Source organism: Phascolarctobacterium faecium DSM 14760, from assembly GCF_003269275.1.
Lineage (GTDB): Bacteria > Bacillota > Negativicutes > Acidaminococcales > Acidaminococcaceae > Phascolarctobacterium > Phascolarctobacterium faecium.
This window is the reverse complement of record NZ_QLTS01000010.1, coordinates 15421-36426: the sequence shown is the minus strand read 5'-3', so window position 1 is coordinate 36426 and position 21006 is coordinate 15421. Positions and strand designations below refer to the sequence as shown.

The window sequence follows — 21006 nt, the reverse complement described above, 5'->3', positions numbered from 1 at the left end:
GATGCCAGTTTTCTATCATTCACGTAATTCTTTTATCAATTCCAAAGCTTCAGCTTCACTGATATCTGTCAATTCTCCACGCATATCAAAAAATTCTTTAAAATATTCAGCCCCGACATTATTAAAATAACACCAGCATCGTTCCTTCCGACGCCATAATTCAAAACCATCCCTGTCAGCATGTTTTCTGATCAGCAGCAGGCATTGACCCATACCGGTGGTCAGTTTTTGATAAATCATATTACTACCTCTCTTAACATACTTATTTTTTCTATTTATACAATTATTATAGCACAGCAGTACCCCCCCACAAGACATAACAACTTTAGCGCAACAGTACTTTGGACGTTTTTGCAGCTCAGTTTGATATTCAACTCTGCTAGAACTATAATCTCTCTCTCCTTCTATCCATAAATATTGACAAGCAGGTCAATTTGTCTTAAAGTAAAATCAACAATAGGTATTTATTAGGAGAAATTTATGCGCACATGGAAAAACGGAATACTTTTACCGTTTTTATTAGTTTTACTTTGGTATATTATAAGTAAATTACAGATCTTCAGCTCTTATCTGCTGCCAAGTCCAGCTGCAACAGCCATTACAGCAGGAGAACTGATCCGCAGCGGTATGCTGTGGCAGCATTTACTGATAAGCCTGCAGAGAGTAGCCGGTGGCTTCCTCTGTTCAGTCGTTGTCGCTTTACCTTTGGGTATCCTGTGCGGACGCAGCAACTCTTTTCAGTCCTATTGCTGGCCTATCCTGGAATTCCTGCGTCATGTGCCGCCTTTGGCTGCAATACCGCTGATAATCCTCTGGTTTGGCATTGACGAAGGCTCTAAATTAGTCATTATTTTTCTGGCGTCCTTCTTTCCGCTTTTTCTGAACACCTACAGTGGTATTAAAGGCTGCGACCGTAAGTTGCTGGAAGTCGGCCGTTCACTGCATTTCACTGCCTGGCAACAGGCAAGGCTTATCCAGTTGCCTGCAGCGCTTCCCGCTATTGCCGTAGGTTTGCAGCTTTCGCTGGGTTACAGCTGGCGGGCTCTTATCGGCGCCGAGTTAATAGCTGCTTCGTCCGGGATCGGTTATATGATTTTAGACGCTGAACAAATGTCACGTCCGGATATCGTATTAGTAGGTTTATTCGCCATTGGCATCGTCGGCAGTCTTATCGACTGGCTGTTCTTAGCACTGACTAATAAAATACTGCCCTGGAACACAGAAACAGGTGATAAATATGCTGCTTAATATAACCGCACTCACTAAAACCTATACCATTTCCGGAAAGCTTATTATAGCACTTAACACTGTTGATTTAACTTTCTCTGAAAACAGTTTCACCTGTATCGTCGGAAAAAGCGGCTGCGGTAAAACAACATTACTGAGGTTATTATCCGGCTTGGAACCTGCCACTTCTGGAACCATCGATTATGGCAAAGCTGCCAAAATAGGCTTTGTTTTTCAGGAACCACGGCTGATGCCCTGGCTGACTGTCAATGCCAACATAGCTTTTGCCGCTAAAAATGATCCCAGCCTGCCGGCAGCGCCAGACGAAAAGCTTTTAGAACTCTTGGGTCTTAAAGCATTCCAACATTCTTTTCCGGCGCAACTTTCTGGAGGTATGGCACAGCGCACAGCTTTAGGACGTACTCTGTTTCAAAATCCTGATCTTATTTTGATGGATGAACCGTTCAGCGCTTTAGATTACTTTACACGCCGTAGTCTTCAGCAAATGCTTTTAAACTTATTTCAACAACAGAAAAAAAGCGTTATTTTCGTCACCCATGACGTTGAAGAAGCACTACTGTTAGGGCAGCGTATTTTAGTCATGCAGGAGGGCAGGATAAAAATAGACCAACGCATTGATATGGAATATCCTCGTCAGCAAGCATCTCTTTCTTTCCAGCAACTACGCCTGCAAATACTGAGCGCAATAGAAAATTAATCAGATAAGGTGGTAATAGAAATGCTTTCCAGTAAAATCATCAAAAAAATAACAGCCTGCTGTTGTATGGCGGCTGTTATGCTTGCTGCATCCGGCTGCAGTGACAGCAAATCTTATGTTTCCAATTCCAACGAACCCAAAGAACTTAAGATTACCTATGTTAAATCGCCATTGAACATTCCTTCGATTATTGACAAAAATCTGCAAACTGTCAGCAAAGAATTTGCAAAAACTGATACTAAAATTTCTTATCCTGAAATCAATTCCGGTGCCAAACAAACTGAAGCACTGGCAGCTGGAAGTCTTGATATCTGCAGTGCCCTCGGCGGCACTTCTGCTATTTTGGCAGCTTCCAACGGAGTTGATCTAAAAATTGTCGGTATCTACAGCCGCGCACCCAAAGCCTTCACCATCATGGCCAAAGATCCGAATATCACAACAGTATCAGACCTGACAGGAAAGAAAGTTGCCGGTCCTAAAGGAACAATCCTGCACCAGATACTTGTTGCCGCTTTGGCCAAAAACAATCTAAAGCCAGATAGTGTGGAACTACTCTCCATGGATATTCCTCCCTCTGTCAACGCTATGCTGAACGGAAATGTCGATGCCGCACTCGTAGCAGGCTCAGATGTTCTGCGTGCTCAAAAAGCAGGCGCCCACATCATAATCAGCGGGGAAGGCCTTGTTGACGCCACGATCGTCATCGCCGCACGCGGAGATTTAGTAAAAAACAATCCTGATATTCTTAAACGTTATCTTTCAGCTCATCGTAAAAATATTGACTATATGAATCAGGAGCAAGCTAAGGCATACGATTTTACCGCTCAGGCAACAGGGCTTGCCCCTGAAGACGTTGTAACCATGGCCCCATGGTATGACTTCGATCCTGAAATAAAAACTTCTGATATCGAAGATTTGAATGCTACGCAGGAATTTCTTTTAGCAACAGGCCTGCAAAAAAATAAGATCGATCTGACACCTTATATTATCAAACTTTAAAAATAAAAACTTTAAATAAGTAAAAACTCCGCCAGCAGAGGCTGGCGGAGTTTTTATATTTAATTCAGGCCTTCACGTTCAACTATACGGTCTAAAATTTCACCGGCCTTAAAAATAACCAGATTACATTTTATTTCATCATTACGATATTTCGCTTTGAGATCAGAACAGTCTATTGTTCCCATTTCCTTCGTAAAGGTTTCAATAAATTCCTTTTCCAACGCTTTGATACGGCCGCTTTCATGCCCGTTACGGCTTACATACAGGCTGCTCAATACCATAACGCCGCCGGTTATAACGCCACAGCTGCTTTCTACCCCCATACCACCGCCAAACCCGGCAGCAAGTTTTAAGGCCTCACCGGGCAGCTTCATATTATAAGCCCAATTCGCACCATAAAGAATTTTTTCCGCACAATTCAAATCCATAGCGCTTCCAAAACCATCCTGTAATAACTTTAGCAGCATCTCGACCCCTCCAATATGCCTTATAAATTAACTTCAACTATGCTACCTGACTTTCTAGTCGCTGTCAGGTCGATTAAACGCTGGTTATCTGACCCGCGAAACGGCAGATCAAGATTACGCTGCGCCAAAATAAAAGGCCCGTCAACCAAAACATCTATTTCCTGCAAAACAGGAGAATCCTTTACCTCGTCATACCAATAACCAGTGTAACACCAAATTGTAAGTTTTGGGTTTTCTCTACGCACCAGCTTCAGAAACTCTAAAATGTCGTCCGCCTGCGCCAACGGATCCCCGCCGCTTAAAGTAATACCTCTGTGCAGCGGCGTCAGCTTTGGAAAAACTTCGTCGGCCAGCTGCTGCGGAGAATACTCCGTACCTCCCTCAAAAGGTAACAGATCAGGATTATGGCAGCCTTCGCAATGCCGCGGGCAGCCCTGAAAAAAAATCACAGACCTGATCCCCGGACCATCCACAATAGACTCTTCTAAAATAGCGGCAACTTTAAGCACAATAGACGCCTCCTATTCAGTACAACAGGTTTTCCCGACAATATTTTTGGGTCAGAGTCCTTTCGCAAACAGGACAATAATCACTGTCAATGATACCAGTGTAGCCGCATTCTTCACAATAATCAATCGGGAAATTAATACCTACATAACCACAGTCACATTCCAGCATATGTCTAAGAACATCTTCCACTGCCCCTAGATTATGGACAGGAGACGAGGCAAACTCAACATAACTTATATGGCCACCGTTTGTAAATTTATGATATGCACCTTCTAAGCGCATTTTCTCAAAAGCACTGATCGGATAAGATACCGGTACATGAAAGGAATTAGTGTAATAAGCTTTATCCGTAACACCGGGAATAATACCATATTCCTTGCGGTCCATACGAATAAAGCGCCCTGACAAACCTTCGGCAGGAGTTGCAATAAAGCTGTAATTCAAATCATATTTATCGCTCATAGCATCCACTTTTTCACGCATATGACCAATGATATCTTCACCAAGCTTTTGTGCTTCCTCACTTTGTGCATGATGGCACCCCAGCAAAGAAGTCAGTGTCTCAGCCAAGCCAATGAAACCAACGCCCAAAGTACCATGCTTGATAGCCTCTTCAATCCTGTCGTCACTGGCCAGTTTATCACTGTCCAAATATAATCCCTGCCCCATTAAAAACGGTAGATCACGGACTTTAAGATTTGCCTGCACTTGATAGCGATGATAAAGCTGATCTCGTACAAGATCCAGCAAATCATCCAACAGTCGGTAAAAGGTGTCTATGTTGCGCTCAGACTTAATTGCCAAACGCGGCAAATTAATTGTAGTGAAGGACAAATTACCGCGGCCTTCTGTAATTTCAGGCCCGCGACGATTAGCAATAACACGTGTACGGCAGCCCATATAAGCTACATCCCCGCCATAAGGTTTATTAAAGCTAGTATCCATAAAACTAAAAGTCGGATTCAAACGCTTGGCTGCAACTGAAATAGCCAGCTGGAATAAATCATAGTTAGGATCACCTTTGTCCAGATTTATACCGCGTTTAACACGGAAAATAACATTCGGAAAAATAGGATTCTCCCCGCGTCCAAGACCTTTAGCATATGCATTCAATAAATTACGCGTCACCTTGCGACCATTTTCAGAAGTATCAAGACCCAGATTTAAACTCGAAAACGGTACCTGCGCACCAGCCCTGGAGTGCATACTGTTCAAATTATAAACAAGCGCTTCCATCGCCTGAAATACTTCTTCCTCAGAAGCACCTTCCATAAAAGGCGCTATATCAGTATCAAAATAACCAAAAGACTGTCCACCGAACATATCATTCTGAGAGCTTTGCAGAATAATTGCCGCTAAAGCTGTCGCAGAACCTGGACGTCTGGGAGGACGGATAAACCCATGTCCATTATTAAAACCTTTGGCCAGCAACCGACCTAATGGAATATTGAGGCAATTTAATGTTTTTCCATAAAAATCAAGATCATGGATATGGATATCACCTCGCTTGTGAGCCGTAGCCATTTCTTCAGGGATCAACCGATTCAGATAAAATTCCCGACTGGCAGCCGATGCTATCTGAAGCATTTTTGCAGAAGGAGAGTTAGAAATATTAGCATTATCGCGGTCAGTTTCCTTTAATATCTCTGCCACAGTGTCCATCAGCTCACTGCGAGAGCTGCGCATACCAGTTCTTCTAGCTCTGTACAGAATATATGATTTAGCCGTACGGGCATGTCCGCTTTCAATCAGTACTTTTTCTACAATATCTTGAATATGTTCAACATCAACAGTCTGCTTATTTTCATTTTTTAAGGCTTTTAAAACATTCAAAGTCAATTCCATTGCCAGCTGCCTGTCGGCGCCGCCTACTGATTTAGCCGCTTCAAAAATAGCATCCGTGATTTTTGTTTCATCAAACTCCACAACCCTGCCGTCACGCTTACGGATCATCATTCCTTATCACTCCGATCAATACTTTCATTGTTTTTCATAATACGTTGTAATTCCTGCATAAAATTATTAACGTCAGCAAACTGCCTATAAACAGAAGCAAACCGTACATAAGCGATCTGGTCAGTTTTCTCTAAATGATTCATTACCGCTTCGCCGATAACTTCGCTCCTGATCTCTGCTTCTCCGCGCATCCTCAGTTCCCGTTCGATATGCTCAGCAATTTCCTGGATTTTCTCATAAGAAATAGGCCGCTTTTCAAAAGCTTTGATCAATCCACTCAAAAGTTTTTTAGCGTCGAACAACTCCCGACGTCCATCTTTTTTACTTACCATCAAAGGAGTTTCCTCATATTTTTCATAAGTAGTGAACCTGCGTCCACAATCAGGACATTCTCGACGACGCCGAATAGAAACGCCATCATCCACAGCACGGGAATCAACAACTCGACTGTCACGATAAGAGCAAAACGGGCACTTCATAACGTCACTTCCTTTTACAGCTTTATTTATATCAGCGCTTTTATTATATCATAACTTTCAGTTTATTCAAACAATATCTTGTGTTTTTCATCCACATTTCTATCATATATGCCCAAGATATAGAAAAACTCCCTTTGCATAAGCAAAGGGAGTTCGCATTTGTAAGTTTAACCGCGAATCCAAGGCGGAATTTCAGTATCGGAGGTTGGCGGTTTGATAACACCAGAACCATACGAAGGAGCTTGTCCCGGCTGCGCAGGAGCAGCAGCCTGTTGTTTTTCACTGCTGTGCTGCTGTGCATAGCTGTTGTTATAACTTGGACGGGAAGCGCCACGCGCTCCGACAGCAGGATTTCTGCGCTCAAAACCGGTAGCAATAACCGTAACACGGATCTCATCTTCCAACTCTTCATTAATAACAGCACCAAAAATGATATTAGCTTCAGCATCAACAGCTTCAGTAATAATATTAGATGCTTCAGTAACATCGAACAGTGATAAATCTTTACCGCCGGTAATATTAAAGAGTACACCACGTGCCCCTTCAATAGAAGCTTCCAAAAGCGGACTCTTGATTGCAGCTTCAGCTGCTGCACGGGCTCCGCCCTCACCTTTGGCCGTACCGATACCCATTAAAGCAGACCCTGCATCAGACATGATAGTTTTCACGTCAGCAAAGTCGGCATTGATAAGTCCCGGAACTCCGATCAGGTCAGAAATACCCTGCACACCCTGACGCAGTACGTCATCAGCAATACGGAAAGCATCAAGCATCGAAGTACGACGATCAATTACCTGCAGCAAACGATCATTAGGTATGGTGATCAAAGTATCAACTTTATCTTTCAAATTAACTATACCGTTTTCAGCCTGCGTCATGCGACGTTTGCCTTCAAAAGAAAACGGTTTGGTAACTACTCCGACTGTCAAAGCGCCAACTTCTTTGGCACACTCAGCCACAACATGCGCAGCGCCGGTACCTGTACCGCCGCCCATACCTGCTGTTACAAAAACCATGTCAGCACCGCGCAGAGATTCCAGCAACTGATCTCTGGACTCCTCGGCCGCTTTTTCACCAACTTCAGGATTGGCACCGGCCCCAAGACCTTTGGTCAGTTTTTCGCCGATCTGAATACGGTTGGGAGCTTTCGAAAGCAACAAAGCCTGGGCATCACAGTTTACGGAAATAAATTCCACACCCTGAACACCGGCTGAAATCATCCGGTTGACAGCATTGTTACCGCCGCCGCCGACACCGATAACTTTTATATTGGCTAAATTTTCAAAACTTTTCTCTTCAAATTCTTCAAACATCGTATTGTGCTCCCCCTTATGTATTTGGGTCAAAATGAAAAATCAAAACCATTGACATTTTACATTCAACATTAATAGTCTTTTTTCCTGCTTTTTATAAAAATTTTTTTATTTTTTCAAAAACAGATGTCTGATCGCCGCCAGATTTTGGAAAATGCGCATCCCAAAAATCAGGATACCAACCAGATACAAGTCGATACCAAGAATCATACCAACGTAGCACAAAAAAGCCGCCAGCACAGCGTTAGTAAAAAATCCCGTAATAAAGACCGTATTATCATAAGACCCTTCCATGCTGGAACGAATCCCGCCGAAAGCAGTATCCAATGCCGCCATCAAAGCTACAGAAAGCATTTTACCATATTCAGGCGGTATATAAACCGGGAAATACAATCCGGCACAGATGCCTGCCGCCAAACCAGCAAGAACATAAAAAATCATTTTTCTGCCGCCTCCTTCTCTGCATCGGAAGCTTGCCCTTCTGCTATTTTGGCATACTCAAAACTTTTACGGCCTTTAAAAGCCGGAATAACGATATCATCAGACTGACTTAAATCGGCCTGGATACCCCAAAATTTGAAGTTTTCCAGAACGCCGCCGCGCAATTTGAGCGCACTTTCTAAATTGTTAGGATTCCCAATAGCTTTTATCTCATAAGGCGGTGCCGAACGATTGTTATTTACCGATAAAGTCGGACCCGCACAGCGGATCTCGCTCATCGCTACAATCCTTTCGCCGTTGATGGCAATAGCCTCAGCGCCTGCGGCACGCAGCTCATTGATAACTCTTAATAAATCATCATCATGAATAATATACAAGTTAGGATTTTCTCCAGGTTTGCTGGCAATCTTACTGTCGTCCAAAACCAGTTTGATACCCTTACCATGCATTTCAAAATCACCTGCAAAAGCTTTTAACCGAACTATTTCTCTGGCAACAACCTCGTCACCTGCTTTTGCCTGCAGCTTTTCCATTTCTTTAGATAATTCATCTCGTTCTTTTTCTACTGCTTTCAAACGGTCAGACAAATCCTCGGCACGCTGAATATTAATAGTTTTTTGTCGTTCTGTAGTTTTAAACTGTGTAGCCAACATAAAACCGAGTACGGCGCAAACCAGTGCAATTAAAATTTTTGCATGTTTGTTCGCAAACATTTTATCCTCCGTGTAATTCTTGCTATGTTACTGTTTCAATTTAATATATGGCTTCGTAAATGTCAAGTCAATAAATTCAGCTTGTATGTTTTTTGCTTTTATTTCATTAAAAACAGTAACAAATAAATTAAGTTTATCCATAATCTTATAAACATCACCCAATAAAATCGGATAACCATATTGCAGATAGAACTTAACATTATTCTGCTGGTCTACAGCAATTTCGGAAATATGCGCCACAGTATCACGATCCAATTGACTCAAAAATTCCAAAATCAGTAAAACCTGCTTTTCACCGATTCTGTCTCCAAAGTAAATATTACCTGTAACAATACCTGATAATACAGGAGCGTTGGCATCCTTGATTCCATCACTGACTTCCATCACCACGCCTGTATAATCTACCTTTGCATATCCGTTATAAGAGCAGGCCAGATATACTGCCGGCCGCCGTTCTGTGATCTTCACGCGCATCACACCAGGCCAACTGTAAGAAACATCAGCCTTCTCGAATCTTACGTCATGAGTCAGCGCCTTCTGTACCTGCCACGGTGATATCACAAACAAATTAACAGGCTCCTGCACACCAGAGATCTGCAGAATATCTTTAGCCGTAACCTTATCGCTGCCTTCGACATTAATACTGCCAAAAGCAAAACCCGGCTGACGAACCCAATGCCAGCCAGCAGCCAGCAAAGCAGCACATATTATGCAAAAACAGATGAAACGCAAAAGGCGCACCCGACGCCTTCTCCGCTCTTTTCGCAAACGTTCACGTGTCGACTGCACCTTTCTCACCTCACTTCGTCAATATCAGCAGTATCGATCTTACTATTTATCGTTCAAAGATGCCGACAAAAGAATCTTCTCACACAAGTCAGGGAAAGATATCCCCACAGCAGCTGCTGCTTTCGGCACCAGGCTGGTAGCAGTCATTCCTGGAACTGTATTAGCCTCCAGGACATAGCCTTTACCTGCTTCATCAAGCATCACATCCACACGCGCAACACCACTGCATCCCAAAACCTTGTAGGTTGCAACAGCCAGTTCCTGCACATGCCTTGTCGTTTCTTTATCAAGCGGCGCCGGAACTAAATATTCAGTTTCACCTTTGGTATATTTAGAATGAAAATCATAAACCCCGGAATGCGGTACGATATTGATAACAGGCAATGCAACAGCCACGCCCCCATCCTGCATAATGGCAACAGTAAGCTCTTTGCCATGAATAAACTCTTCCACAACAACCTCACGGGAATAAGTAAAAGCCTTCTCCATAGCAGAATTAATATCAGTATCATTTTTTACGATCTCAACACCAATACTGGATCCCTGTGTCGCCGGTTTAACAACAACAGGCATCTTTTTAAAAGCAGATAGAATCTCACCGCAAAAATCATGCGTTTCTCCCTTTACAAAAATCAACGATTTAGGAGTAGCAATACCTGCGGCCTGCATGATGCGTTTAGATGCCGCTTTATCCATACCCAACGCACTTGCAAGCATACCTGAACCAGTATAGGGAATTTCCAGCATCTCCAGTAAAGTCTGCAGCCGACCATCTTCACCATACATTCCATGTACAGCATTAAAAACTACTTTTGCACTGCATTCTTCCAATTGCAGTGCCAGTTTTTTCGGTTCCAGATCTATTTCGGCAACATTGTAGCCTTTTTCACGCAGAGCCCCAGCAATAGCGGCACCAGTAACCAGAGAAATTTCTCGTTCAGCCGACGGACCTCCCATTATTACTGCAACAACATCGTTTTTATTCATCATTATCTACCTCTCTCAAGCTCGGTAACAAGCTCTTCACCGACCTTAAAAATATCGCCGGCGCCAACAGTCATAATCAAATCTCCCGGCTCGGCAATTTTAAACAAGTACTCCTCTAACTTCGGCAAAGTAGGAATAAACGTAACCTGCTGCTGTGTCGCCTCAGTCACAGCTTCTGCCAGTGAAGCCCCACTTACACCATCAATTGGGAATTCACCTGCAGAATAAATATCCGTCAATATCAGCTGATCGCAATCAGCAAAGCATCGGCTGAATTCATCAAATAATAATTTTGTGCGGGTATAACGGTGCGGCTGAAAAGCACAAATCAACCTTTTAGGCTGGGTCTGCCTGGCCGCTTTTAACGTAACACCGATTTCCGTCGGATGATGCGCATAATCGTCAACAACCCAGATCCCATCAATGCGGCCTTTTGTTTCAAAACGTCTTCTAGCACCGCTGAATTTCTTCAATGCAGGTAAAATCTGCTGCATCGGTATCCCCATTGCCTGTGCCGTCGCTATTGCTCCCAAAGAATTAAGCACATTATGCTGTCCTGGTACGATCAGCTCCACGGTGCTGACAAAAACTCCTTCTACATATAAATCATAACAGGTACCATTGACACTGTATCGGATGTTTCTCGCCTGATAACGAGCGTCTTCATGCTCCAGGCCATAGCTGATAACAGGAGTTGTCGTTTCTGATGCCAGCTTGCGCAGTTTTGGACTGTCCATACATAAAATTGCTGCGCCGCCGTCTTTGACATTAGACAAAAACTCTGTAAAAGCCAGATAAATATTTTCTTCGCTGCCATAATGGTCCATATGATCGTTTTCAATATTTGTAACAATGGCATACTTAGGATAAAACTTTAAAAAAGAACCGTCGCTTTCATCAGCCTCAGCTACCACATATGGTCCTGCCCCATTACGGGCGTTACCGCCCAAGCTGCCAACCTCACCGCCAATAATAATGGTCGGATCGATATCCGATGCAGCAGCAATACAGGAAATCATTGCACTGGTAGTAGTTTTGCCGTGAGCACCTGCCACAGCCACCCCATCAGCATGATTAAGAATCTCTGCCAGCACATCTGATCTGTGCAGAATAGGTAAATTACGTTTTTTCGCTTCCATCAGTTCGGGGTTATTTTGATGGATAGCACTGGATATAACTACGGCGTCGACATCGTCGACCTGACATTCGGCATGACCCATGTAAACCAAAGCGCCCTCTTGAGCAAGCTTAGCTCCCATATGACCGGCATTAAGATCAGAACCTGATACCTGATAACCGCGTTTGAGCAAAACATGCGCAATAGCACTCATTCCGGCTCCTCCAATACCGATAAAATGAATGTTTTGCAGACCTTTAAGCACTAAAAGCCCTCCTCCGTCATTTTCTTACTAAGTTCAACGCCTGCTGCGCGATTTCTGCCGCCGCCTCAGGTCTTCCCAAACTTTTTGCAGCTTTTTTCATAGCCTGCAGTTGGTTATCGTTGATCAGTAATTTTTCTATCTCTTCCAACAATTTTTCGCCTGTCAGTTCTTTATCCAAAATAACCTTAGCTGCTCCGGCCGCCTCTACGGCCTTAGCGTTAAATTCCTGGTGATTGGCTGTAGCGTAAGGATATGGTACAAGCACAGCAGGAACACCCTTTGCTGTCAACTCTGCCAAACCGATAGCTCCGGCCCGAAATACAGCCAGATCGGCAGCTGCCAAAGCAACCGGCATATTATGCAGATATGGCCTGATCATAATGTTATCGTCCAATGATCCGGCCTTCCTCATTTCAGCCATATAATATTCATAATTAACTTCACCGGTAGCATGCAGCACCTGCACATCTGAGCGTCCCGACAGCTCGCGCTCTACATACTGCATGGCATTATTGATGCTACGGGCCCCTCGGCTTCCACCTGATACAAGAATAGTTTTTTTGTTTGCATCAAGCCCAAGCTCAGCAACAGCATCCTTACGTTTTTTCTGCATGATCTCGCTGCGAATAGGATTCCCTGTAAAAATCTTTTTTGACGAACCGCCAAAATATTTTTCGGCCTCACTATAACCTAAAAAAACCTTTCTCACATAACGCGCCAGAATTTTATTAGTTACACCAGGCATTGCGTTCTGTTCCTGAATACATGTGGGAATACCTTTTAAAGAAGCTAAAAACACGATTGGACCACAAACATAACCGCCAGTACCAATAACTAAATCCGGCTTCAACTTATCAAGCAGGCTGTAGGCATCTTTAAGCCCATGCAGCAGTTTTATGCCTGAACGCAATGTGTCTAAACTTAAACTGCGTTTAAAACCTGCAACATCAATAAATTCCAAATTATAACCGTAACGTGGAATAATATCTTTTTCCAAACCTTGCCTTGTCCCGACAAAGGTAATTTCCACATCAGGACGGATAGCCTTGATTTGATCGGCAATAGTCAGCGCCGGATAAATATGCCCGCCGGTACCGCCGCCAGAAAGTATAACTTTCACAGTTTTTCCTCCTAGCCTTTACTTTGGCAATGCCGCAACCAAATTTTTAAAATAACGGCCGCGTGCAGGGAAATTTTCAAACATATCATACGAAGAACAGGCAGGTGACAGTAATACTACCTGTGGCGCAGCAGCCAGCTTATACGCCAGCTCAACAGCCTCATCCATTGTCTCTACTTTTCTGATATCGCCTACGCCTGCTGCTGCGGCGGCTTCATAAAAACGTTCTTTCGCTTCACCCAATAAAATCAGCACATCTGCCTTGGCCTGCACTAATTTCATCATCGGTTCCAAAGATGTCATTTTATCATGTCCGCCTGCCAGCAAAATTATATGCCCGTCAAAAGCTTCCAAAGCTTTTATTGTCGAATCAGGATTAGTTGCTTTCGAATCATTATAATATGGTACACCGTTAACTGTCATCACATACTCCAAACGGTGCTCAACACCTGTGAAATCCAGCAAAACCCTGCGCATATTTTCAATAGTGACCCCGGCAAAAAAACATGCCGCAATAGCCGCCAGTACATTTTCTTCATTATGACCGCCAAATACACGCAAGTCTTTTTTATGACAAACAGTATAAAGCTGTCTGTCCCAGGCAATAGTAAAATTACCTCCGTTTAAATATACGCCCCGATTAAGCTGTTCCCTGCGGCTGAACCAGCAAACCCTTGAAGGGGCCAATTCGCCCCAGCCGCGTATAATAGGATCATCATAATTTAAAATCACGATATCATTCTCACGCTGTTTTTTAAATATATTACACTTCGCCGCACCATAAGCTTCCATCGTATGGTGGCGATCTAAATGATCGGGAGTCAGATTCAAAATTACTGCTACATCTGGGCGAAACTCACGCACACCTTCCAGCTGAAAACTAGACAGTTCCGCTGCAAGCCAGGCGTCAGCTCCTAAATTCTCAACTTCCTTAGACAATGCCTGTCCAATATTACCGCCAACGGCCGTTGGCACAGGCAAAGTTTTCAGCATTTCTCCTACTAAAGTAGTAGTTGTTGTTTTTCCATTCGTACCCGTAATTCCTATAATATGCCCATGATAACTGCGGTATGCCGCTTCTACTTCACTTATGACCTCTATTCCCATCTGCACGGCCATATCAGTCAAAGGATTAGCCAAAGGAATACCAGGCGATAAAACTATCTGTTCTACTTCCTGCAGCAAAGTTTCCCCATTGCCGCAGTACAGGCCGCCACCTTGCTTTTTCAGCAGTTCCAGCAAAGCATTATCTATCTTTGTTTCCTTATCGCTATATAGAAGCACCCTGCAGCCTTGTTTCGCCAAAGCGTCAGCAGCTCCGCAGCCACTGATGCCAGTACCGTATACTAAAACCGTCTTTGTCATTAGCAGCCGCCTCCGTTCCCCAAACACCATAACCCGATACCGATTAAACCAAGCAGCAAACTACTGCCCGCAAAAACTTGCACAATCTTTGTTTCTTTCCACCCGCCCAATTCAAAATGATGATGAATAGGCGTCATACGAAAAATACGCTTACCGCCTGTTTTCTTAAAATAACCTACCTGAATAATAACCGAAGCTGCTTCCATAACATAAATCCCGCCAAGAATAATCAGCAACAGCTCTGTCCGTGTCAACAGGGCCAACGCAGCAATTCCTCCGCCCAGTGCCAAAGAACCTGTATCGCCCATAAAAACTTTAGCCGGATAACGATTGAACAGTAAAAAGCCCAAACAAGCACCCGTCAATGTCAAAGCAAAAATACTGAGGTCCATACTGCCTGACTGATAAGCAATATAAGCATAAGCCAACGTTACCGGTACTGTTACGGATGCAGCCAGGCCATCTAACCCATCAGTAAGATTGACAGCATTCGTAGTACCTACCAGAAGCAAAAACGCCAGTACGTAATATAGGCTTCCCAAGGGAACTGACAATGAGGTTCCTGGAATATTCAACCCCAAATTTACATGCGGCTGCAATTCAAGATAATAAACATAGGCACCAGCCAGCAAGAATTGTAAAAACATTTTCTGTTTAGCTGTAAGCCCAAGATTACGTTTCATTACCACTTTAATATAATCGTCAACAAAACCAATCAGCGCATGCCCAAAAGTCAGAAGCAATGCAATCAAAACTGCCGGCGTCAGCTTGCACCATACCAGCACTGCAACCAGAACTGCAGTCAGTATCATCAACCCGCCCATTGTCGGTGTGCCACTCTTTTTTTGATGTGCCTGCGGCCCGCAGTCACGAATGCTCTGACCAAATTTCAATTTATGAAGCAGCGGTATCAGCACAGGTCCACTGGCTGCGCAGATCACAAAAGATGTCGCCAATGCTCCCCAAAGGCTGTAATCCATTTTCTATCAATCTCCAAACCTTATAGCTATAGCTGTTTATTTTTTAAAACTAACTCCAAAAGAGAATCCACCTGCATCGAATGCGAACCTTTTAAAAGCACAATGTCGTGCGACTGCAGAAGGCTATCCAAAAGCTTGGCCGCTTCATCTCGGCCAGCACACCAATATGCTTTGCCTCCCAAAGCTTCAACTGCCGCGGCAATAGCTTTTGCTTCATCACCATAAGCGATTACCATATCCGTCTTTTCGCGAACAGCAAACTGACCAACTCTGCGATGAGAATCGAAAGAAATATCACCCAGCTCCAGCATATCAGCCAACACTGCAATCGTGCGGGCGCCGTGGGCAGCTTTCTTTGCTTCATGTAAAGTTTTTAACGCTGCTTCCATTGAAGCAGGGCTGGCATTATAGGCATCATTGATTACCGTCATAGTACCTATATGCACTATTTCCTGACGGCTGCCTGTCAGTTTTGCTGTCATTAAAGCTTTAGCACTATTATTTAATTTTACACCAAAAGCAGCACCCACTGCAATCGCTGCCAAAGCATTTTGTACATTGTGTTCACCAATAAATGGCATATTCACTTCCGTACGTTCTCCTGATCTGCTGTCAATGCAGGTAAATACACTCCCACGAGCAGTTGTTACCACATTATCACCGCGGAAAGTAGCTTTACCTGAATACCCATAAGTAACAACCTGTGCCTTAGTTTTATCCGCCATTGCTGCAACATATTCATTATCAGCATTCAGCACGGCCAATTGTTCCTGTGTCAGATCTTCAACTAGCTCACTTTTTGCTCTGGCAATATTTTCCATACTTCCCAGAAGCTCCATATGTGTTTCACCAACATTAGTCACAACCGCTACATCAGGTTTTGCAATATCGCATAATTCCCTAATCTGACCCAAGCCGCGCATTCCCATTTCGACAACAGCAATCTCTGTATCAGCCTTAACGCTCAACAATGTTTTTGGCAAACCAATTTCATTATTAAAATTTTCCTGAGTTTTGATCACCTTAAACTTAGTCGACAAGCAGGCAGCAATCATATCCTTAGTAGAAGTTTTACCATTAGAACCAGTAACAGCAACCACCTTTAAATTTTTATTACTCATTCTGTATGCATGCGCTATCTGCTGATAAGCAAGCAGCGTATCCTCAACAGTAATAATTACAGTTTCAGAGGGCAGTTCAGGCACAGGCTTTGACACCAGCACTGCCGCCGCTCCATGTTCCAACGCCATTTTACAATAAGCATGACCGTCAAAACGCTCACCACACAAAGCTACGAACAATTCACCACTGCTTTCAATCCGCGAATCAGTCGTAATCCCTGTGAAAATAAGCTCCTGCATATTTTCACAATGTCCACCTGTTGCCGTTATTATTTCCTGCAAGCTCAACATACAATCACCTTTTCTTCCAGTATTCCTGCACTACTTCACGATCATCAAAGTGAATAGTTTTATCTGCCAGAATTTGATAGTTTTCATGGCCTTTACCGGCGATCATAATTACATCATTCGCAGCAGCCTCAGACAAGGCGTGATAAATAGCGTCTCTGCGCTCTGCAATCAATTCCACACTCTTCCCTTCCGGAACATCCTTCAGCGCCTCTGCAATCTCGTCAATGATAACTGCCGGATCCTCAGTACGCGGATTATCAGAAGTAACTACGACCCTATCTGCCAGCTCCAAAGCGATCCTTCCCATAATAGGCCTTTTTTTATTGTCACGGTCACCACCGCAGCCAAATACTACCCACAGTTTGCCTTCCGTAATACTACGAGCAGTTTTCAGCACATTTTCCAAACCATCAGGAGTATGAGCATAATCAACAATAACAGTATACGGCTGTCCTGCTTCCACTAACTGGAAACGTCCAGGAACACCGTCGAAACCATTTAAAACATCAACAATAGTTTTTTTATCAATTTGTTCTGCCAACGCAATAGCCACAGCCGCCATAACATTGTAAACATTAAATTCACCCGTAATTTTTAAAAGCAGATCCATCTCGCCCACCGGCGTATGCAGCTGTAACCGCATTTGTTTAGCCTCAACTTTAAAAAACAACGGATAAATATCATTATTACGTCCTTCGCCATAAGTCAGTATTCTTGTTTTTGTGCGGTCGCATAAAATCGGCGAACTTGCATCATCCATATTAAAAACTGCTGTTTTATTCTCTTTTTTACCTTCATGCAAATGTTCAAACAACAGCCCTTTCGCATCGCGATAGTTTTCCAGTGTTTTATGAAAATCCAAATGATCCTGCGTTATGTTGGTTAAAGCAGCAGTGTCATATTCACAGCCGGCAACACGATTAAGTGCCAGTGCATGCGACGAAACCTCCATGACCACATACTCGCATCCGGCTTCTTTCATTCTGTATAAAGCACGCTGCAGATCTACTACGTCTGGAGTAGTATTATGAGCTACAATAGCCTCGTCCTCGATCATTATATTGATAGTTCCTATAAGCCCAACCTTAAATCCGGCCTTACGTAAAATAGCACGCACAATATTGGTAGTAGTGGTTTTACCATTCGTTCCCGTTACCCCTATCATCCGCATAGTTTTACCTGGATAATCATAGAAAAAGGGAGCGATAACTTCCATTCCCAATCGGGTATCAGCCACCTTTAAAAGCGTCAATCCATCAGGACATACCTCTGGAACATCCTCAACCAAAGCTGCACCGGCACCAGACGCAGCAGCCTGCTCCAAGTATTTATGCCCATCCACATGTGCCCCTTTCAGACATATAAACAAACTGCCTTCTCTCACTTCGCGCGAATCAGCAGTTATATCCTTAATGATTTTATCGCAGTCACCAACAACCTGTACTTCAGGCAGTACAGCAACGATTTCTTCTAACAGCTTTTGCATATAGCATACCTCCAAAAGTGAAAGGGCAGCCTATATACAGGCTGCCTTCTAAAATCTTCATATATTATAGCATATTTTTAATAAGAAGGCTATGAAACGATTATTTTGCATAAGCATAGCCGTCATAAGCAACTTTACGGCTATCAGCCTTCACATAGATATTATTACGGGCAACTGTCATACCCAATTGTTTTTCAGCTATACTGGTGACTCTTTCCGGCCCCTTCAGCTGCTCAACTTCAATTTTTATTTCCGAATTTTTTAAAAGCAACGTAGCTTCCTGCTGCTTCAATGCAACAAGCTCATCACCTGTACGGACCAGGCTTTCGCTGCGTGCGACCGCAGCAAAATAAGCCACCATCACGAGCAGTACTAACACGGCAGCACGGCGACGCACAAGTTTATAGTCAACTTTTTTGACTTTGCGAACCCGCTCTACAGGTCTCTCATATTCAATTTCTTCCCATGCGTAGTTATCATACTTACGTGCTAACATGCTCCACCCTCCAAATCAGCGTTTGATCGCATAACGTAACCGTGCGCTGCGCGAACGCGGATTCGCCTCTATTTCCGCATCGCTGGGAACTATATTCCCCACTTTTTTTACAAGCGGCTTTCTGCCGCAAACACAAACTGGAAGCTGCGGCGGACATATACACCCTTTCGCCAGCTGTGCCAGTGTTTGTTTCACTATCCTATCTTCTAAAGAATGAAATGTAATCACTCCTATACGCCCGCCGCTTTTCAAACGTTCGACCGCCTGCGTTACAACATTTTCCAAAATATTCAATTCATCATTCACTTCAATACGGATTGCCTGAAACGTACGTTTTGCAGGATGCGGACCATCCTGCCGCGCTCCCTTGGGAATTGCCTTTTTGATCACATTCACAAGTTCAAAGGTAGTTTTAATAGGCTTTTCAGACCGTTCCTTAACGATAAACTGAGCTATTCTTTTACTCCAGCGTTCTTCACCATAACGGTAAATAATATCCGCCAGTTCTTCTTCTTTGTAACGGTTAACTATATAATAAGCATCTTTTTTACTTTCTTTATCCATCCTCATATCCAAAGGACCATCATGCATATACGAAAATCCACGCTCCGGTGTGTCCAGTTGATAAGAAGATACACCAAGATCAAAAAAAATTCCGTCAATCTTATCAATATCCAAGCCATCTAAAACATCGTCGAAATTCTTAAAATTTGACTTAGCGATTTTTATTTTACAAGGCAGTCCCTGCAATCTAACACTTGCAGCTGCAATCGCGTCATCGTCCTGATCAATAGCGACCAGCGTGCCCCGCGAACTGAGCTGCATGGCAAACCCTTTGGAATGTCCCGCACCACCCATGGTGCAGTCCACATAAATTCCATCTTTGTCAGTTATAAGCCAGTTGATGCTCTCTTCCAGCAATACGCTTTTATGTACAAATTCCATTATCATGGCCGCCTGTCCTTAGATTCCTAAATCAAGATCTGCCAACTGTTCCGCTAATTCGCCCACATCTTCGGCATTTTCTTCGTTATATGCGTTCCAGCGTTCTGCGTCCCAGATCTCAGCCCTGTTGCCAACGCCGACAATAACGGCATTTTTATCCAGTCCTGCAAACTCGCGCAGATTAACAGGTAAAAGTACCCGTCCCTGTTTATCGCACTCACCTTCGGCAGCACCGCCAAAAAAGAAACGGTTAAAATCACGGGCACCCTTACGGGTCATCGGTAAAGAATTGAGCTTTGCTTCTAAAAGCCGCCATTGCTCAAGATCATAAACAAATAAGCAGCCGTCCAGCCCTTTTGTTAAAACAAACTTTGTTCCCAAAGCCTCGCGGAGCTTTACAGGCATAAAAAGGCGTCCCTTTGCATCAAGGTTATGTTGAAACTCGCCCATTAACATTTTGAGACACTCCTTCCTCCACTTTGCTCCACTTTTCACCATTATAACCTCATTTTTGTGAAATTACAACATTTTTTTACTAATATATAAGAAATTATATAAAAAAACTTCCGCAAGCTTTAGCTTGCGGAAGTTTAAATCTTTTTAGTATCAGTAATTGGTGCTTCTCAGTTCAAAATAGCCCTGCGGATGGTCGCAGACCGGGCATTTTTCCGGAGCTTTTTCAGCAACAACAATTCTGCCACAGTTGCTGCAGATCCAAACCTGTTTTTCTTCACGTTTGAATACTCTGTCATTTTCGATATTGGCGAGCAGTGCCAGATATCTTTCTTCATGCTCTTTCTCGATTTTGGCAACTTCTTCAAAAAGGAAAGCGATTTTATCAAAGCCTTCTTCTCTTGCTTCCTTTGCAAAACCTGCATACATGTCGGTCCATTCATAATGTTCACCGGCTGCAGCGTCTTTCAGGTTAGCCATAGTATCGGGCAGGCTGGCATGCGGAATACCGCCGCTCATTAAAATTTTGAACCAGATCTTAGCATGCTCTTTCTCGTTACCTGCAGTTTCTTCAAAAATAGAAGCGATCTGATTATAGCCTTCTTTTTTAGCGATACCAGCATAATAAGTGTATTTATTTCTCGCTTCAGACTCACCTGCGAAAGCGGTATGCAAATTAGCTTCTGTTTTACTTCCTTTAAATTCCATTGGAAACTCCTCCTTTAAAACAATAATTTTTTTATATACAACCCGTTGCGGGCGTACGTT

23 protein-coding genes are annotated in these 21006 nt (G+C 43.4%); 3 read left to right on the top strand and 20 right to left on the bottom strand.

The genetic code is table 11. The features are described from left to right. Positions 1 to 15 precede the first annotated feature (15 nt). Positions 16 to 240, bottom strand: coding sequence for a hypothetical protein (locus C8D73_RS09870; RefSeq protein ID WP_021717418.1), 225 nt, complete (start codon positions 238 to 240; stop codon positions 16 to 18). Positions 241 to 480: 240 nt separating this feature from the next. Here C8D73_RS09870 and C8D73_RS09865 point away from each other — a divergent pair, with 240 nt between their 5' ends. Genes C8D73_RS09865 through C8D73_RS09855 form a run of 3 tightly spaced genes read left to right on the top strand, consistent with a single transcriptional unit; the run spans position 481 to position 2944 of the window. Next, on the top strand, positions 481 to 1248 hold the full coding sequence (locus C8D73_RS09865; RefSeq protein WP_021717419.1) for an ABC transporter permease: 768 nt from the start codon (positions 481 to 483) through the stop codon (positions 1246 to 1248). After that, the gene (locus C8D73_RS09860) at positions 1238 to 1945 is read left to right on the top strand and encodes an ABC transporter ATP-binding protein (RefSeq protein ID WP_021717420.1); all 708 of its coding nucleotides are present in this window, start codon (positions 1238 to 1240) and stop codon (positions 1943 to 1945) included. The genes C8D73_RS09865 and C8D73_RS09860 overlap by 11 nt, the downstream gene beginning before the upstream one ends. A gap of 21 nt (positions 1946 to 1966) precedes the next feature. Then, a complete protein-coding gene (locus tag C8D73_RS09855) occupies positions 1967 to 2944 on the top strand; it encodes an ABC transporter substrate-binding protein (protein WP_021717421.1) in 978 nt (325 codons plus the stop codon). 59 nt (positions 2945 to 3003) lie between these two features. Here the strand turns inward: C8D73_RS09855 and C8D73_RS09850 are convergent, their stop codons facing one another. The 19 genes from C8D73_RS09850 to rbr all read right to left on the bottom strand — a co-directional run bounded on the left by C8D73_RS09850 (position 3004) and on the right by rbr (position 20946). Further along, positions 3004 to 3411, bottom strand: a complete 408-nt coding sequence (locus C8D73_RS09850; RefSeq protein WP_021717422.1) for a C-GCAxxG-C-C family (seleno)protein — start codon at positions 3409 to 3411, stop codon at positions 3004 to 3006. 20 nt (positions 3412 to 3431) lie between these two features. Further along, positions 3432 to 3920 (bottom strand): anaerobic ribonucleoside-triphosphate reductase activating protein, encoded by a 489-nt coding sequence (nrdG, locus tag C8D73_RS09845; protein WP_021717423.1) that lies wholly within the window; start codon positions 3918 to 3920, stop codon positions 3432 to 3434. Positions 3921 to 3936: 16 nt separating this feature from the next. Next, positions 3937 to 5877 (bottom strand): anaerobic ribonucleoside-triphosphate reductase, encoded by a 1941-nt coding sequence (gene nrdD / locus C8D73_RS09840; protein WP_113078088.1) that lies wholly within the window; start codon positions 5875 to 5877, stop codon positions 3937 to 3939. Further along, on the bottom strand, positions 5874 to 6356 hold the full coding sequence (gene nrdR, locus C8D73_RS09835; protein ID WP_021717425.1) for a transcriptional regulator NrdR: 483 nt from the start codon (positions 6354 to 6356) through the stop codon (positions 5874 to 5876). The genes nrdD and nrdR overlap by 4 nt, the downstream gene beginning before the upstream one ends. Before the next feature lie 167 nt (positions 6357 to 6523). Continuing rightward, positions 6524 to 7669, bottom strand: a complete 1146-nt coding sequence (gene ftsZ, locus C8D73_RS09830) for a cell division protein FtsZ (RefSeq protein WP_021717426.1) — start codon at positions 7667 to 7669, stop codon at positions 6524 to 6526. Positions 7670 to 7777: 108 nt separating this feature from the next. Then, the gene (locus C8D73_RS09825) at positions 7778 to 8110 is read right to left on the bottom strand and encodes a small basic family protein (RefSeq protein WP_021717427.1); all 333 of its coding nucleotides are present in this window, start codon (positions 8108 to 8110) and stop codon (positions 7778 to 7780) included. Continuing rightward, positions 8107 to 8823 carry a DUF881 domain-containing protein gene (locus C8D73_RS09820; protein WP_021717428.1) on the bottom strand — a complete coding sequence of 239 codons (717 nt, stop codon included), beginning with the start codon at positions 8821 to 8823 and terminating at the stop codon, positions 8107 to 8109. The genes C8D73_RS09825 and C8D73_RS09820 overlap by 4 nt, the downstream gene beginning before the upstream one ends. Before the next feature lie 27 nt (positions 8824 to 8850). Continuing rightward, positions 8851 to 9612 carry a cell division protein FtsQ/DivIB gene (locus C8D73_RS09815; protein ID WP_021717429.1) on the bottom strand — a complete coding sequence of 254 codons (762 nt, stop codon included), beginning with the start codon at positions 9610 to 9612 and terminating at the stop codon, positions 8851 to 8853. Between the two features lie 42 nt (positions 9613 to 9654). Beyond that, positions 9655 to 10599: a D-alanine--D-alanine ligase gene (locus tag C8D73_RS09810; RefSeq protein ID WP_113078106.1), complete on the bottom strand. Its 945-nt coding sequence runs from the start codon at positions 10597 to 10599 to the stop codon at positions 9655 to 9657. Between the two features lie 2 nt (positions 10600 to 10601). Then, positions 10602 to 11981 carry a UDP-N-acetylmuramate--L-alanine ligase gene (murC, locus tag C8D73_RS09805; protein WP_021717431.1) on the bottom strand — a complete coding sequence of 460 codons (1380 nt, stop codon included), beginning with the start codon at positions 11979 to 11981 and terminating at the stop codon, positions 10602 to 10604. A gap of 16 nt (positions 11982 to 11997) precedes the next feature. Further along, the gene (murG, locus tag C8D73_RS09800) at positions 11998 to 13101 is read right to left on the bottom strand and encodes an undecaprenyldiphospho-muramoylpentapeptide beta-N-acetylglucosaminyltransferase (RefSeq protein ID WP_021717432.1); all 1104 of its coding nucleotides are present in this window, start codon (positions 13099 to 13101) and stop codon (positions 11998 to 12000) included. An 18-nt stretch (positions 13102 to 13119) separates the two neighbouring features. Further along, the gene (gene murD / locus C8D73_RS09795) at positions 13120 to 14466 is read right to left on the bottom strand and encodes a UDP-N-acetylmuramoyl-L-alanine--D-glutamate ligase (protein ID WP_113078086.1); all 1347 of its coding nucleotides are present in this window, start codon (positions 14464 to 14466) and stop codon (positions 13120 to 13122) included. Beyond that, the gene (gene mraY / locus C8D73_RS09790; RefSeq protein WP_113078085.1) at positions 14466 to 15446 is read right to left on the bottom strand and encodes a phospho-N-acetylmuramoyl-pentapeptide-transferase; all 981 of its coding nucleotides are present in this window, start codon (positions 15444 to 15446) and stop codon (positions 14466 to 14468) included. The genes murD and mraY overlap by 1 nt, the downstream gene beginning before the upstream one ends. A 26-nt stretch (positions 15447 to 15472) precedes the next feature. Then, the gene (locus C8D73_RS09785) at positions 15473 to 16858 is read right to left on the bottom strand and encodes a UDP-N-acetylmuramoyl-tripeptide--D-alanyl-D-alanine ligase (RefSeq protein WP_113078084.1); all 1386 of its coding nucleotides are present in this window, start codon (positions 16856 to 16858) and stop codon (positions 15473 to 15475) included. Between the two features lie 4 nt (positions 16859 to 16862). After that, positions 16863 to 18344 (bottom strand): UDP-N-acetylmuramoyl-L-alanyl-D-glutamate--2,6-diaminopimelate ligase, encoded by a 1482-nt coding sequence (locus C8D73_RS09780; RefSeq protein WP_021717436.1) that lies wholly within the window; start codon positions 18342 to 18344, stop codon positions 16863 to 16865. A 100-nt stretch (positions 18345 to 18444) separates the two neighbouring features. Then, positions 18445 to 18840, bottom strand: a complete 396-nt coding sequence (locus C8D73_RS09775) for a septum formation initiator family protein (protein ID WP_021717437.1) — start codon at positions 18838 to 18840, stop codon at positions 18445 to 18447. Between the two features lie 15 nt (positions 18841 to 18855). Continuing rightward, positions 18856 to 19785 carry a 16S rRNA (cytosine(1402)-N(4))-methyltransferase RsmH gene (rsmH, locus tag C8D73_RS09770; protein ID WP_021717438.1) on the bottom strand — a complete coding sequence of 310 codons (930 nt, stop codon included), beginning with the start codon at positions 19783 to 19785 and terminating at the stop codon, positions 18856 to 18858. A gap of 18 nt (positions 19786 to 19803) precedes the next feature. Next, the gene (gene mraZ, locus C8D73_RS09765) at positions 19804 to 20241 is read right to left on the bottom strand and encodes a division/cell wall cluster transcriptional repressor MraZ (protein ID WP_021717439.1); all 438 of its coding nucleotides are present in this window, start codon (positions 20239 to 20241) and stop codon (positions 19804 to 19806) included. Between the two features lie 150 nt (positions 20242 to 20391). Further along, positions 20392 to 20946: a rubrerythrin gene (gene rbr, locus C8D73_RS09760; RefSeq protein WP_021717440.1), complete on the bottom strand. Its 555-nt coding sequence runs from the start codon at positions 20944 to 20946 to the stop codon at positions 20392 to 20394. Between the last annotated feature and the right edge of the window lie 60 nt (positions 20947 to 21006).

Bases quoted from the DNA above. Each gene is read 5' to 3' on its own strand.
- C8D73_RS09870 (WP_021717418.1), bottom strand. From the start codon at position 240: ATGATTTATCAAAAACTGACCACCGGTATGGGTCAATGCCTGCTGCTG.
- C8D73_RS09865 (WP_021717419.1), top strand. From the start codon at position 481: ATGCGCACATGGAAAAACGGAATACTTTTACCGTTTTTATTAGTTTTA.
- C8D73_RS09860 (WP_021717420.1), top strand. From the start codon at position 1,238: ATGCTGCTTAATATAACCGCACTCACTAAAACCTATACCATTTCCGGA.
- C8D73_RS09855 (WP_021717421.1), top strand. From the start codon at position 1,967: ATGCTTTCCAGTAAAATCATCAAAAAAATAACAGCCTGCTGTTGTATG.
- C8D73_RS09850 (WP_021717422.1), bottom strand. From the start codon at position 3,411: ATGCTGCTAAAGTTATTACAGGATGGTTTTGGAAGCGCTATGGATTTG.
- nrdD (WP_113078088.1), bottom strand. From the start codon at position 5,877: ATGATGATCCGTAAGCGTGACGGCAGGGTTGTGGAGTTTGATGAAACA.
- nrdR (WP_021717425.1), bottom strand. From the start codon at position 6,356: ATGAAGTGCCCGTTTTGCTCTTATCGTGACAGTCGAGTTGTTGATTCC.
- ftsZ (WP_021717426.1), bottom strand. From the start codon at position 7,669: ATGTTTGAAGAATTTGAAGAGAAAAGTTTTGAAAATTTAGCCAATATA.
- C8D73_RS09825 (WP_021717427.1), bottom strand. From the start codon at position 8,110: ATGATTTTTTATGTTCTTGCTGGTTTGGCGGCAGGCATCTGTGCCGGA.
- C8D73_RS09820 (WP_021717428.1), bottom strand. From the start codon at position 8,823: ATGTTTGCGAACAAACATGCAAAAATTTTAATTGCACTGGTTTGCGCC.
- C8D73_RS09810 (WP_113078106.1), bottom strand. From the start codon at position 10,599: ATGAATAAAAACGATGTTGTTGCAGTAATAATGGGAGGTCCGTCGGCT.
- murD (WP_113078086.1), bottom strand. From the start codon at position 14,466: ATGACAAAGACGGTTTTAGTATACGGTACTGGCATCAGTGGCTGCGGA.
- mraY (WP_113078085.1), bottom strand. From the start codon at position 15,446: ATGGATTACAGCCTTTGGGGAGCATTGGCGACATCTTTTGTGATCTGC.
- C8D73_RS09785 (WP_113078084.1), bottom strand. From the start codon at position 16,858: ATGTTGAGCTTGCAGGAAATAATAACGGCAACAGGTGGACATTGTGAA.
- C8D73_RS09780 (WP_021717436.1), bottom strand. From the start codon at position 18,344: ATGCAAAAGCTGTTAGAAGAAATCGTTGCTGTACTGCCTGAAGTACAG.
- C8D73_RS09775 (WP_021717437.1), bottom strand. From the start codon at position 18,840: ATGTTAGCACGTAAGTATGATAACTACGCATGGGAAGAAATTGAATAT.
- rsmH (WP_021717438.1), bottom strand. From the start codon at position 19,785: ATGGAATTTGTACATAAAAGCGTATTGCTGGAAGAGAGCATCAACTGG.
- mraZ (WP_021717439.1), bottom strand. From the start codon at position 20,241: ATGTTAATGGGCGAGTTTCAACATAACCTTGATGCAAAGGGACGCCTT.
- rbr (WP_021717440.1), bottom strand. From the start codon at position 20,946: ATGGAATTTAAAGGAAGTAAAACAGAAGCTAATTTGCATACCGCTTTC.